Source organism: Streptomyces sp. V3I7, assembly GCF_030817495.1.
Classification (GTDB): domain Bacteria; phylum Actinomycetota; class Actinomycetes; order Streptomycetales; family Streptomycetaceae; genus Streptomyces.
In genome coordinates this window covers 2,901,830-2,914,353 of the sequence record NZ_JAUSZK010000001.1, presented here as the reverse complement: position 1 = coordinate 2,914,353, position 12,524 = coordinate 2,901,830, and the positions used below count along the sequence as shown (strand labels likewise).

Genomic DNA, 12,524 nt, shown 5'->3' with positions numbered 1-12,524 from the left:
TGGGGGCTAGGCGCGGGTTACGCGGACCTTGTAGTCGCCCTTGGGGTCGGTGCCCGTCACCTCGATCTTTATTCGTTTGCGGGGGTCCTTGAAGGTCTGGCCCGGGGTGAAGGGGGCGTCGGAGAGTTCGGCGTGGACGTTGGGGCTGCGGGTGCAGCCCTCGGAGTGGCGGTGGGCGTCGTAGACGGTGATGGGGCCGCGGCCGGTGTCGATGTTCGCGTCGACCTTGTAGATGAGGACGCCGGGGTGGCAGACGGTCTCGTCGTTGCTGGCGCGGGTGCGCAGTTCCAGGGCGTAGCCGGTGCGGGCGTCGAGCGGGACGAAGATCATCTTGTGGCCGTCGTCCTGCTCCGACAGGGGCGTCAGGGTGTAGTCCGCGCTGCCCCGTTTCGCCGCGCAGCTCACCTGGGACGGGTCCAGCCAGCCGAGCTTCCACTTGTGCCAGCCGAGCAGGTCGTTGTTGGCGCCCCAGTCCTCGCTCATGATGTCCCAGTGGCCGACCGCGCCGCCGCCGTCCTGTGTATAGAGGTCGGGCAGGCCGAAGACGTGGCCGTTCTCGTGGGGGAGGACGCGGTAGCCGGTCTTGTCGTAGGAGCCGGAGCCGTCGTCCTGGCGGGAGTAGACGAAGGACGCGTTCGCGATGGGGACGCCGTCGGCGACGGGGGCCTCGGTGTTGCCGGCGAAGGTCACCGACAGGACCGTGTCCAGGGCCGAGGGGCCGGCGTTCGGGGTGATCAGTACGTTCAGGAGGTCGTAGTCGCGAAAGTCGACCTTGGGGTCGGCGGTGGTGACGATGTCCTGCACCAGCTCGCGGTAGCCGGGGTCGAAGGGGGCGCCGCGTTCTATGCCGTACTCCTTGAACGGCTTCGGCATCCGCAGCCAGTCCTTGATCGGGATCTCGGGGCGGTAGTCGAGACGGCCGTACGACGCGGCGCGGAACCACTCGCGGGTCTGCGGGAAGAACTCGTGGAAGCGGTCGACGGCCTTCTCGTCGCCCGGGGCGTCGGAGAAGTCGATCATGAGGGTGAGGGCGTGCACCGTGCCGGTGGAGCGGGAGTAGCCGCCCGGCGTGGGGATGCCCTCCGTCATCTGGACCTCGTGGGCGCCGTTGATGAGGCAGGGGCTGAGGGCGCGGATGCGGGCGAGGGCGCCGGGGCCCGCCGTGGTGGAGTCCACCGCGAGGTGCCCGGTCCCGGCCGACGTGCTGACCGCGAAGGTCAGCGCGGTCACGGACGCGAGGGCCGCCACGCGGCGCGGGCGTATCCGCCGTGCGCCCGGCGCACGGCGGCAGCTGATCGGCTGCTGCATGCATGGACCTCTCGCTCCACGGCAGCCGCCGGTCCTTCGGCTGCACCCTTGCGATCACCCTGTGTCGGGCGGGCGTTGGGCGCGCGCTGAGTGAGGCCGATCGTGGGCATCGCGTGGGTGAGACGGGGGAATCCCGGCGGCGGAGGTGTGTCCACAGTGGACTTCTGCCGATACGAGCCCACGCGTGTGGTTCGTGCCCCGCACCGTGGGGAGCCCCGTCGGCGACAGCACGGGGACGGACCTCTCGGCGCGCGGCACGGCAACCCCGTCGGCGGCGGCAAAGCACCCGCTCCCCCGACGGTGTGGCCCAGCTCACGAGAAATCCCCGAAGAATCTTCCCGAGCCGGGAAATAACCGGGGACCTCTTCCCCGTTTAGGAGTGTGTTCCAGCGAAACGGGGACTCCTTCCCCGGATCGCCAGCAGCCTGTCGTCAGTCGGCGTGCCGGTCGTCAGCCGGCCTATCGAGGAGTAATGCCGTGCCCACCGTGACGTCTCCGAGTACCGCGCAGCGCAAGGCGCCCCGCGCCGATGCCCTGCGCAACCGGGAGCGGATCGTCACCGCCGCCCGGGAGATGTTCGTCGAGGACGGCACCGACGTGCCGTTCGACGAGATCGCCCGTCGGGCGGGCGTCGGCAACGCCACCGTGTACCGCAACTTCCCCGACCGCGACGCCCTCGTCCGCGAGGTCGTCTGCTCGGTCATGGACCGTACGGTACGGGCGGCGGAGCACGCCCTCGGCGAGGGCGGTGACGCCTTCGCGGCGCTGTCGCACTTCGTGCACGCCTGCGCCGACGAGCGGATCAGCGCCCTCTGTCCGATGATCTCCAGCACGTCCGACGAGAACCACCCCGACCTGGAGGCCGCCCGGCAGCGTGTCGAGCGGATCGTCGAGGAGCTCATGGGCCGCGCCAGGGCGGCCGGTCTCCTCCGCGGCGACGTCGGCTTCGGTGACCTGATGGTCGCCGTCGCCCAGCTCAGCCGGCCCCCGGCCGGTGCGGCGTGCTTCAGCGTCGACCGCTTCGTCCACCGTCATCTGCAGCTGTTCCTGGACGGGTTGCGGGCCCCGGCTCGATCCACCCTGCCGGGCTCGGCTGTGACTCTGGAGGACCTGCGCCAGGGATGACCCGACCGATCAGCTCAGGACCGTACCTCGGCCGTCAGCGCTGACGAGCCGTCACGACCCTCCTCCATCGACCCGGATGTCTTCCGCAGACGTCTCACCCGGACCGCTTCCGCAGACGTCTTCACCCGGATGTCTTCCGCAGACGTCTCACCCGGACGTCTCCCGCAGACGTCTCCCTCGTCCTTTTCCGCGCCCTTTTTCCGTAACGGAGTCCCGAAGTGGGTACCCCCTTGTCCGAAACCGCCCGAAGCGTTCCCAACGCTGACGCCAACCGCTGGAAGGCGCTCGTCTTCATCGCGCTCGCCCAGCTGATGGTCGTCCTCGACTCGACCATCGTGAACATCGCCCTGCCCTCCGCCCAGCACGACCTGGGCATCACCGACGGCAACCGGCAGTGGGTCGTCACGGCCTACGCCCTCGCCTTCGGCGGGCTGCTCCTGTTCGGCGGCCGGATCGCCGACCTGTGGGGGCGCAAGCGGGCCTTCGTCATAGGCCTGACCGGCTTCGCCGCGGCGTCCGCGCTCGGCGGCGTGGCGACCAGCGGTGCCATGATGTTCGGCGCCCGCGCCCTCCAGGGTGTCTTCGGCGCTCTGCTCGCGCCGGCCGCGCTCTCGCTGCTCGCGGTGATGTTCACCGACGCCAAGGAGCGCGCCAAGGCGTTCGGCATCTACGGCGCGATCGCCGGTGGCGGCGGCGCCGTCGGCTTCATCCTCGGCGGTGTGCTGACCGAGTACCTGGACTGGCGCTGGACGTTCTTCGTCAACATCCCGTTCGCGATCGTCGCGGCCGCGGGCGCGTACTTCGTCATCCGTGAGCCGGAGGGCGGCCGCAACCGCTCGCCGCTCGACATCCCCGGCGTGATCCTGTCGACCCTCGGCCTGGTCTCCCTCGTCTACGGCTTCACCCGCGCCGAGTCCGACGGCTGGTCCGACGCCGTGACCATCGCGCTGTTCGTCGCCTCCGCGGTGCTGCTGCTCGCCTTCGTGATCACCGAGGCCAAGGTCAAGGCCCCGCTGCTGCCCCTGCGCGTGGTCACCGACCGCAACCGCGGCGGCGTCTACCTCTCGCTCGGTCTCGCGATCACCGCGATGTTCGGCACCTTCCTGTTCCTGACGTACTACCTCCAGGTCGTGAAGGGCTTCTCGCCGATCCAGACCGGCTTCGCCTTCCTCCCGATGGTCGCCGGCATGATCACCGGCTCGACGCAGATCGGCGCCCGCCTGATGAACCGGGTCGCACCCCGGCTGCTGATGGGCCCCGGCTTCCTGACCGCCGGCGTCGGCATGCTCCTGCTGTCCCAGCTGGAGATCGGCTCGTCGTACGCCGCGCTCGTGCTGCCCGCGATGGTGCTGCTCGGCCTCGGCATGGGTACGGCGTTCATGCCGGCCATGTCCCTGGCCACCCAGGGCGTCGAGCCCCGGGACGCCGGTGTCGCCTCCGCGATGGTCAACACCTCGCAGCAGGTGGGCGGCGCGATCGGCACGGCCCTGCTGAACACGATCGCCGCCTCCGCGACGACCGCGTACATCAAGGACCACATCGCGACGGCGGCCACCGCGCCGCAGCAGCGCCTGGTCCAGCTCCAGGGCATGGTGCACGGCTACAGCACCGCGATCTGGTTCGCCGTCGGCATGCTGGGCGCCGCCGCGGTCATCGTGTTCGCGCTGGTCAACGCCGGCCGCCCGGGCGGTACGGTCGCGGCCTCCGGCGGTGCGGGCAAGGCCGAGGGCGCCGAGGACGAGGTGGCGGTGCCGGTCGTCGCCCACTGACGCGACCGGCCGCCCCGGCTCAGCGGAGCCAGGGCAGGTCCGCACCCGCTTCGCTCGGCTGAAGGCCCTCGGCGACGATCTCCATGATCTCGCCGAGGGCCTTCTGCTGTGCCGAGGTCAGCCGCTCGAACAGGGCCTGGCGTACGGCGTCCACATGGCCGGGCGCGGTGCGCCGCAGCACGTCGGCGCCCTGCTCGGTCAGCACCGCGAACTGACCGCGCTTGTCGGCGGGGCACTCCTCGCGGCGCACCCAGCCGTTGCGCTCCAGGCGGGCGACCGCGTGCGAGAGCCGGGAGCGGGTGATCTTCGCCCGCATGGCCAGCTCGGTCATCCGCAGCCGGTGGTGCGGGGCCTCGGCGAGCTGGACGAGGAGGCCGTAGTAGATGTGCGGCATGCCCGCGTCACGCTGGAGCTGACGGTCGAGGTGGTCCTCCAGCAGGGTGGTGGCCTGGAGGTACGAACGCCAGACGCGCTGCTCCTCGGCGGTGAGCCAGCGGTGCTGCGCAGAGGAGTCGGATGCCGGTGCCGGGGTCATGTGTCCACTGTACGAGGGGGCTCCTTGAAAGTTGAACAAGTGGGGCGTACGGTTTCTCCAGAAGGCTGCTTGAGAGTTAAAGCAATCGGTCGAGTGTCCGTCTCGGCATCCACCGGGAAGGACCGGGAAGGACCGGGAAGGACCGGGAAGGACCGGTTGAAGGACCGGGAAGGAGTCGCCGCCATGTCCGCCGCCGCCCAGGAGCGCATGCCCGCCCTCTACCTCAGTCACGGCGCCCCGCCGCTGGCCGACGACCCCGTCTGGCCCGGCCAGCTCGCCGCCTGGTCCGCCGCTCTGCCGCGCCCCAAGGCGATCCTCATGGTCTCCGCCCACTGGGAGGAGGCCCCGCTCGCCCTCGGCGCCACCCGGACCATCCCCCTGGTGTACGACTTCTGGGGCTTCCCCGAGCACTACTACCGCGTGACGTACGAGGCCCCCGGCGCCCCCGAGCTCGCCGAGTCCGTGCGCAAGCTGCTGCGCGCCCCCGGCATGCCCGTGCAGGACATCCCGGACCGCGGCCTCGACCACGGGGCGTACGTCCCCCTCGTCGAGATGTACCCCGGCGCCGACATCCCCGTGCTCCAGGTCTCCCTGCCGACCCTCGACCCGGTCCGGCTGATGGCGATCGGCCGCAGGCTCGCGCCGCTGCGCGACGAGGGCGTGCTGATCGTCGGCTCCGGCTTCTTCACGCACAACCTGGCCGCGCTGCGGCACGCGGGCGCTGTGCCCAGCTGGTCCTCCGAGTTCGACGACTGGGGGCGCCGCGCGCTGGAGAACCGCGACTGGGACGCCCTGCTGGACTTCCTCCACAAGGCCCCGGCCGGCCGCTACGCCCACCCCCGCACCGAGCACTTCGCCCCGCTGTTCGTGACCATGGGCGCGGCGGAGGCCGGCGGGCCGGCGGCGCAGAAGTCGGTGATCGACGGGTTCTGGATGGGAATGGCGAAGCGGTCGGTGCAGTTCGACTGAGAGAGCCCGGGGTCGGAGCCCGGGGTCCGTCCGGAGGGTCAGAGCTCCTTCTCGTACCAGGCCACGTCCCAGTAGCGGCCGAACTTGCGGCCCACCTCGCGGTACGTGCCGACGTACCGGAAGCCGAACCGCTCGTGCAGCCGCGTCGAGGCCTCGTTGGGCTGCGCGATGCCCGCATAGGCGCGGTGCAGGTCCTCGCCGGCCAGCGCCTCGAAGAGGGCCTTGTAGAGAAGCGTGCCGACGCCCCGGCGACCGGCATGCGGGGCGACGTAGACCGTCGTCTCCACGGAGGTGCCGTACGCCGCCTTCGCGCGGTACGGACTGGAGGTCGCGTAGCCCAGAACGTCCCCGGAGTCCGCGTCCCGGGCAACCATCAGGCGGTGGGGACCGTCTTCCGGGTGGGAGAGCAGCCAGGGGCGGCGCTCTTCCGGCGCGAAAGGGGCCGTGTCGAAGGTGATCGGCGTCTCGCGCACGTAGTGGTTGTAGAGGTCCGTCAGGGCCGCCAGGTCGCTCTCGATCCCCGGCCTGACCTGCACCTCTGTCCGCTCTGACGGCATCGTGCCTCCCATGTGGGCCGACAGGGTACTGCATGATCAGAAAAATTGGCGGGCAGGTTGGGAATTCTGTCCGGATTCCAGTCGTTGTTTCCATCGGATGCAGGGCACTCGGGGAGAGTTCCGAGAGAGATACCGACAGCTCCGAGGGTTTCGGAGCGGGCTACAGGCTCCGGGGTGCCGAGCGTCCGCTGGAGCCACCCGCTAGCCACCATCGCAAGGGAGCACGCATGGCAACCCGTGCCGTCGCCCGTCGTAAGTCCGCCACCGGCGAGACGGCCGACTCGGCAAGTGTTCGCGCCCACAGCGGAGAGATCGCCGACCGCGACCTGGTCGGCATGTACCTCGACGAGATAGCGCGCACGCCGCTGCTCGACGCCGCCAAGGAGGTCGAGCTGTCCCAGGCCATCGAGGCGGGCGTGTTCGCGCAGCATGTCCTCGACGGCGACGAGGAGTCCGCGACGGACGCCACTCGTGACGAACTCGTGGCCCTGGTCGCGGAGGGCGAACGGGCCAAGGACGTCTTCATCCGCTCCAACCTCCGCCTGGTCGTGGCCGTGGCCCGTCGCTACCCGCGCAGCGGCCTGCCCCTGCTCGACCTGATCCAGGAGGGCAACGCTGGCCTGGTGCGCGCGGTCGAGAAGTTCGACTACCGCAAGGGCTTCAAGTTCTCCACGTACGCGACCTGGTGGATCCGTCAGGCGATCACCCGCTCGATAGCCGACCAGTCCCGCACGATCCGGCTGCCCGTCCACCTGGTCGAGGAGCTCGGCCGGATCCGGCGCGTGCAGCGGGAGTTCAACCGGGAGCAGGGCCGTGAGCCCGAGCCCGCGGAGATCGCCGCCGAGCTCGGCTCCACGCCGGAGCGCGTGATCGACGTGCTCGACTGGGCCCGCGACCCGGTCTCCCTGAACATGTCGGTGGACGACGAGGGCGAGACCCAGTTCGGCGACCTGCTGGAGGACACCTCCGCGGTCACCCCCGAGCAGTCGGTGCTCACGCTCCTGCGCAGCGAGGAACTGGACGACCTGATCGGCCGTCTCGACCAGCGCACGGCCTCCATCATCAAGATGCGGTACGGCATCGAGGACGGCCGGGAGCGCACCCTGACCGAGGTCGGCAAGGAGCACGGTCTGACGCGCGAGCGCATCCGCCAGATCGAGAAGCACGCCCTGCTCGAACTGAAGAAGCTGGCCCGCGACACCGGGTTCGACGCGGCGGCATGACCGTCCCGGCGGCGCGCGGGGAGGCGGCGTACGGCGCCGGTCTCCCGCGCACGCCGGTGGCGGAAGACGGCGCAAACATGGCGCTGTCCCGTCGCTTCAACCCGTGAGCCCGCGGGAACAACCTTTCAGGGCCCACGAGTTCGGGGTCCGAGCCCCCTCCCTCGGACCCCGTCGGCCCCCACAACCACGTCCCGACGCAAGCGCCCCCGGCGGCGGGACCTTCCCAGAGCCGGACTTCGGCACCTTCCCCCCGGGTGCCGGAGTCCGGCTTCATCTGTGTGCGGGGCCGGGTAGGTGCGGTCGTTGCCGGTCGGGTCAGTCGAGGCGTGGCTCCGGGGTGGCTCAGCGGTGGCGGGCGGCCCGGCGGTCCATGGCTTCCCGGGCCGCGTCCTCCGACGCGTACACCTCGCACATGTGGCGCCCGTCGGGCGTCGCCGTGTGCTCGACCTCCCAGAGCGACAGCTCCCTGCCGTCGCGCAGCAGGAACGCGTGCTCGTAGAGCGAGAAGGACAGTCCCGGCCGGGCGGTGCGCCCCGGGCGGCCGAAGGCCTGGGTGATCTGGTGGGCGAGGGCCGTCGCCAGCAGCGCGGTCGTCTCGGCGTCCGGCCGGTCCGCGTTCTCCGCGCGGCGCAGCAGACGTCGTGCGTGGTCGGCCGAGCCGTCCGGCACGTACATGTGCCGCGGCTCGGGGATCGGCGACAGCTGCACCAGTACCGGCAGTTCGAAGTCCGGCGTCTCCGGCGGCAGCGGCAACCGCCCGGTGGCGGTGCGCAGTTCCTCCTCGTCGACGTACACCTCGTGCTGCGGATCGCTGCCGGGTGCCGTGTTGTGGACGAGCTCCCACAGCGTGACCGCCGAACCGTCGTGGAGCAGCCAGGTGTGGCGGTACGTCTCGCGGTGCAGCCCCGCGCTGTGGTGGGCGGAGTGCAGCGAACTGTCGTGCGCCAGCGCGCAGTCGAGCTGTCGTATCACCTCGTCGGGCAGCTCGAAGGAGTTCAGGGCACGGCCGAGGAGCCGCGCGAGGTGCTCCTCCGGAGACTCGGGCGACTCGGCCGGCTCGTGCTCAGCCGTCTCGTACGGAACGCTCAAGGCTTCTCCCGGCGTCGCTGCATGTCACCTGGTGGGTGCATACCGTAGCCCCTCGGTCGGACATCATGTCCGGGAACCGAGAAAACGTACGTCGCGAAAACGCGCCGCCCGTACGGATAGTTCCCACCCCCGTCCACCACCTGCCCGTTATCGGCCGCCGTACAACTCCCTGTACGACGGCCATGATCCGCCCGGTCCGTCCACCGGCTCGGCGGCGCGCACCGCGCGGACGATCGCGCGGGTCACCAGGTCCGCGCCGGCCGCGAGGATCCCGTTGAGCGCGAGCGGGTCCCCGGCGTCGAGCGGGCGGGCACCCGTGGCCAGCGCGAACACGGTGTCCCCGTCGTTCATCAGGTGCACCGGACGTACGGCGCGCGCGATGCCGTCGTGTGCGGTGCCGGCCACCTTCTGCGCCTGTGCCTTCGTCAGTTCCGCGTCGGTGGCGACCACCGCGAGCGTGGTGTTGAGCGGTGGCGGGGTGTTCCTCGCGGCGGCCTCGGCCAGCCGCTCACGCGCCACCGCGTGGACACCGGCCTCCGGGTAGCGCACGCGCCCCTGGAACAACTCCCCGTACAGCACGCCTGTTTCGAGGTCCAGCGCCGATCCCGCCGCGTTGGCGACCACCAGCGCGGCCACCGTGATCCCCGAGTCGAGGACGGTGCTCGCGGTCCCGACGCCGCCCTTGAGCGCCCCTACCACGGCGCCCGTGCCGGCCCCCACGCAGCCCTCGTCCACCGGCACGCCCGGTGCGCTCGCCGCGGCCGCCTCGACGGCCGCACGTCCCAGGTCCGCGTCCGGCCGCGTCCGGAAGTCGCCGCCGCGCCCCAGGTCGAAGACGCAGGCCGCGGGGACCACCGGGACGACGTGCGCGGGATCCGGGCCGACCCGCACCCCGCGTCCCCGTTCCTCCAGCCACGCCATCACACCGGAGGCGGCGTCGAGCCCGTAGGCGCTGCCGCCCGTGAGGACGATCGCGTCGATCCGGCGCACCACGTTGCGCGGGTCGAGGGCGTCGGTCTCCTTGGTGCCGGGACCTCCGCCGCGCACGTCCACGGCGGCGACCATCCCGCCCTCCGGAGCCAGCACGACCGTGGTGCCGGTGAGGCCGCCGTCGCCGGTGCGGGTCGCGTGTCCCACCCGGACGCCGGCGACATCCGTCAGCGCGTCAACTGTCATGTCGGCCAGTCTGTCCCAGCGCGGGCCCGGTCGGCAGTGATCAGGCGGTGGCGGGCGCCTCTCTTCGCCGCCCACGCGGACCCGTGCGGGCGGCCAGGGTCACGCCGACCGCCAGGGACGCCGCGCACACGAGGCCCGTCGCCAGCACCGCCCACTCATCGAGGAAGGTGCAGCCGAGCACCAGCAACGCCGTGACCGGCTGGAGCAGTTGCTGGAAGGGGCCGATCTTGAAGTGGCGCGAGTGGAGCACCCAGACGGTCACCAGGTAGAGCGCCGTCGGCAGGGTCACCGCCGCCGAGGCGGCCAGGGTGGAGATCTTCGCCTCGCCCACCGCCTGCTCGACCGACACCTCCAGCCCGGCGCCGATCGCGGCGGCCGAGGCGAAGATCAGGTAGTGGCCGTACCCCCACTGGAACGCCTGCCTGGAGGAGCGCAGATACCCGTGGATGGGCACCACGAAGTAGATCCACCAGGCGGAGAAGACGGTCAGCAGTCCGCCCGCCGCGATCGGCAGCAGGGTCTCCAGCCCGCCGTGCGCGGCCAACGCGGACTTCACGGCGACGGTGGCCGCGGCGATCGTCTCGCCCAGCACGATGATCGTGAACAGCCCGTACCGCTCGGCGATGTGGTGTGGGTGCCAGGTGGTGGCGCGGGCCTTCTCCGCGAACAGCGGCACGCACAGTTCGACGATCACCATCACCAGGAACACCCAGAGGCGCGCGGGCTCGGGCAGGACCACCAGGCCGAGCCAGCCGACCTGGCAGAGCAGGACACCGCCCGCGTACCGCAGGGCCGCCGTTCTCTCCGTGCCCTCGGCCGATCGCGCCGCCCGCAGCCACTGCGCGGCCATCGCCAGCCGCATGATCACATAGCCGAGCCAGACGAGAAGGTAGTCGCGGTGCTCGAAGGCCTGGGAGACACCCGCGGCCAGCACCAGCGCGCCAGCGACCTGGACCAGGGTGACGACCCGGTAGAGCACGTCGTCGTTGTCGTACGCCGACGCGAACCAGGTGAAGTTCATCCAGGCCCACCAGATCGCGAAGAAGACCATCGCGTAGTTGAGAACGCCGCCACCGGCGTGACCGCCCGCCACGGCGTGGACGAGCTCCATGCCCGCCTGGGCGATCGCCACGACGAAGCACAGGTCGAAGAAGAGCTCGAGCGGTGAGGAGACCCGGTGTGCCTCCGTGCGTCCGCGGGCGGTCAGGCGGCGCAGGGGTCTGGGGTGCTGCGGGTGATGCTGTGCGTCCGGGGAGGCGGGGCCCGGTGCGGAACTCGACGTCATGGTCCTCAGCAGAACAGAAAACCGGGGCGAATTCCCAACGCGGCGGCCATGGGGCCGGCTCAGAGGTGGTGCGGGGGCTTCTCGTCGAGGAAGCGCTTGAGGTCGGCGGCGCTGTCGCTGTCGCTCCGCTCGCCCCACCCGCGGTCCGTGTCGTCCGAGGACTGCTGGTTCAGCGGGTCGTCGAAGACCAGCGCGTTCTTCGGGTCGCTCGACCGGGGGGCAGGGGCGGTACTCATGCCTCAAGGGTACGGTCCCCCGGGACAGGCGTACCGTCCCTGCGCCGCTCGGTCGCCGCGACCGGCGCGCGGCTAGCGGGCGTCGTGGCCCGAGCCGCGCTGCGCGACCAGGGCGTCGCGGATCTCCCTGAGGACGTCCACCTCGCTCTGCTCGGGAATCGCGATGACCTCGGGCGTCCCCTCCTTGGCCTTCTTGCGGGCCTCGACCCGGGCCAGGTACTTCGCCATCGGCAGGACCATCAGGAAGTAGACCACCGCGGCGGTGATCACGAACTGGAGCGTGGCGCCGAGGACCGAGCCCCACATCAGCATGATGCCGTCGGTGCCCTTGCAGGTCGAGCTCAGGCAGGTGCTGTAGTGGTCGAGGTTCTGCGTGCCGATCGCGCCGACCACCGGGTTGATGATGCCCTTGACGACCGCGTTCACGATGTTCGTGAAGGCGGCGCCGATGACCACCGCGACTGCCAGATCGACGACGTTGCCGCGCATCAGGAAGGCTTTGAAGCCCTCCAAGATGCCCGGTTCCTTCTTCTCGCTCACCTCGAGGCCTCTCCTTGCATACACAGGGGGTGGAACAAAACGCTCCGCAACCTACGGCACGACTGGGCCGTCCTGTCCAATTCACTCGCTCGATCGGGGGACTTGACAGACATGTTCCGGAATGACGGACGGAGACGTTCAGCACACCGTCACCGCCAGCCGTGCCGTGGCTCCCGCCCCGACGAGGCGGGCCGCCGTGGAGCGGGGCACCGCGAGCACGACCAGCGCGCCCGTGTCTCCGCCGTCGTCCACAGCCTCCGGAAGTTCTGCCACGCGCGCCCCGCGCGCGACCACCCGGGCGTCGCCGCCCGTCGCTGGATCCCCCGCGGCGATGACGTCCACCCGGTCGCCGGGGCGCAGCAGCCGCACGGTGGCCGCGTCGGCGATCCGCACCGGCGCCGTCACTGTCACCACCGAGCCGGCGCCGTGGCGTCGTACCGGATCCGCCGCGGGGTGTCCGCGCGGTGGCCGCTCACCGCGGGGCTGGTCCGGCGCGGCGCGCGGCCCGGCGGCCACGAGCGCCGCCGCGGTGACGGCGAGGCCGGCCGCCAGTGCGCGCCTGCGGTGCCGTACGAGCCGTTGCAGCTGGTACCGCCCGCCGCGCACCCGCACCGGCGCGAAGTGCGGCACCTCGCACGGGGCGGGGGCGTCCGGGCGCGGAGGAGTGTCGGAGGCGGGGCCGGCATGTGAAGGGAAGGGACGGTGAGCGGAC

General features: G+C 71.3%; 13 protein-coding genes. 4 read left to right on the top strand and 9 right to left on the bottom strand.

All coding sequences use genetic code 11. The annotated features are described in order from the left end of the window. Positions 1-6: 6 nt before the first annotated feature. Positions 7-1,308: a M6 family metalloprotease domain-containing protein gene (locus QFZ74_RS13435; protein ID WP_307621054.1), complete on the bottom strand. Its 1,302-nt coding sequence runs from the start codon at positions 1,306-1,308 to the stop codon at positions 7-9. A 486-nt stretch (positions 1,309-1,794) separates the two neighbouring features. Between QFZ74_RS13435 and QFZ74_RS13430 the strand changes: the two genes are divergently transcribed. Both QFZ74_RS13430 and QFZ74_RS13425 read left to right on the top strand, forming a co-directional pair. Further along, positions 1,795-2,433 carry a TetR/AcrR family transcriptional regulator gene (locus QFZ74_RS13430; RefSeq protein WP_307624139.1) on the top strand — a complete coding sequence of 213 codons (639 nt, stop codon included), beginning with the start codon at positions 1,795-1,797 and terminating at the stop codon, positions 2,431-2,433. Positions 2,434-2,651: 218 nt separating this feature from the next. Continuing rightward, positions 2,652-4,202: an MFS transporter gene (locus QFZ74_RS13425; protein WP_373462381.1), complete on the top strand. Its 1,551-nt coding sequence runs from the start codon at positions 2,652-2,654 to the stop codon at positions 4,200-4,202. A 19-nt stretch (positions 4,203-4,221) separates the two neighbouring features. Here QFZ74_RS13425 and QFZ74_RS13420 read toward each other — a convergent pair whose 3' ends face one another. Continuing rightward, positions 4,222-4,737, bottom strand: coding sequence for a MarR family winged helix-turn-helix transcriptional regulator (locus QFZ74_RS13420; RefSeq protein ID WP_307621053.1), 516 nt, complete (start codon positions 4,735-4,737; stop codon positions 4,222-4,224). A gap of 183 nt (positions 4,738-4,920) precedes the next feature. Here QFZ74_RS13420 and QFZ74_RS13415 point away from each other — a divergent pair, with 183 nt between their 5' ends. After that, positions 4,921-5,706 carry a dioxygenase gene (locus tag QFZ74_RS13415; protein ID WP_307621052.1) on the top strand — a complete coding sequence of 262 codons (786 nt, stop codon included), beginning with the start codon at positions 4,921-4,923 and terminating at the stop codon, positions 5,704-5,706. 38 nt (positions 5,707-5,744) lie between these two features. Here the strand turns inward: QFZ74_RS13415 and QFZ74_RS13410 are convergent, their stop codons facing one another. Then, a complete protein-coding gene (locus QFZ74_RS13410) occupies positions 5,745-6,263 on the bottom strand; it encodes a GNAT family N-acetyltransferase (RefSeq protein WP_307624137.1) in 519 nt (172 codons plus the stop codon). Between the two features lie 227 nt (positions 6,264-6,490). Between QFZ74_RS13410 and QFZ74_RS13405 the strand changes: the two genes are divergently transcribed. Next, on the top strand, positions 6,491-7,486 hold the full coding sequence (locus QFZ74_RS13405) for an RNA polymerase sigma factor RpoD/SigA (protein ID WP_307621051.1): 996 nt from the start codon (positions 6,491-6,493) through the stop codon (positions 7,484-7,486). Between the two features lie 342 nt (positions 7,487-7,828). Here QFZ74_RS13405 and QFZ74_RS13400 read toward each other — a convergent pair whose 3' ends face one another. The 6 genes from QFZ74_RS13400 to QFZ74_RS13375 all read right to left on the bottom strand — a co-directional run bounded on the left by QFZ74_RS13400 (position 7,829) and on the right by QFZ74_RS13375 (position 12,442). Continuing rightward, a complete protein-coding gene (locus tag QFZ74_RS13400) occupies positions 7,829-8,575 on the bottom strand; it encodes a DUF6227 family protein (protein WP_307621050.1) in 747 nt (248 codons plus the stop codon). A gap of 147 nt (positions 8,576-8,722) precedes the next feature. Beyond that, positions 8,723-9,751: a P1 family peptidase gene (locus QFZ74_RS13395; RefSeq protein WP_307621049.1), complete on the bottom strand. Its 1,029-nt coding sequence runs from the start codon at positions 9,749-9,751 to the stop codon at positions 8,723-8,725. A gap of 40 nt (positions 9,752-9,791) precedes the next feature. Continuing rightward, a complete protein-coding gene (locus QFZ74_RS13390) occupies positions 9,792-11,036 on the bottom strand; it encodes a low temperature requirement protein A (protein ID WP_307621048.1) in 1,245 nt (414 codons plus the stop codon). A gap of 59 nt (positions 11,037-11,095) precedes the next feature. Next, entirely contained in the window at positions 11,096-11,272 is a 177-nt protein-coding gene (locus QFZ74_RS13385; RefSeq protein ID WP_307621047.1) for a hypothetical protein, read from the bottom strand. A 72-nt stretch (positions 11,273-11,344) separates the two neighbouring features. Further along, a complete protein-coding gene (gene mscL, locus QFZ74_RS13380) occupies positions 11,345-11,812 on the bottom strand; it encodes a large conductance mechanosensitive channel protein MscL (RefSeq protein ID WP_307621046.1) in 468 nt (155 codons plus the stop codon). Between the two features lie 138 nt (positions 11,813-11,950). Further along, positions 11,951-12,442 carry a hypothetical protein gene (locus tag QFZ74_RS13375; RefSeq protein ID WP_373462380.1) on the bottom strand — a complete coding sequence of 164 codons (492 nt, stop codon included), beginning with the start codon at positions 12,440-12,442 and terminating at the stop codon, positions 11,951-11,953. Positions 12,443-12,524 lie beyond the last annotated feature (82 nt).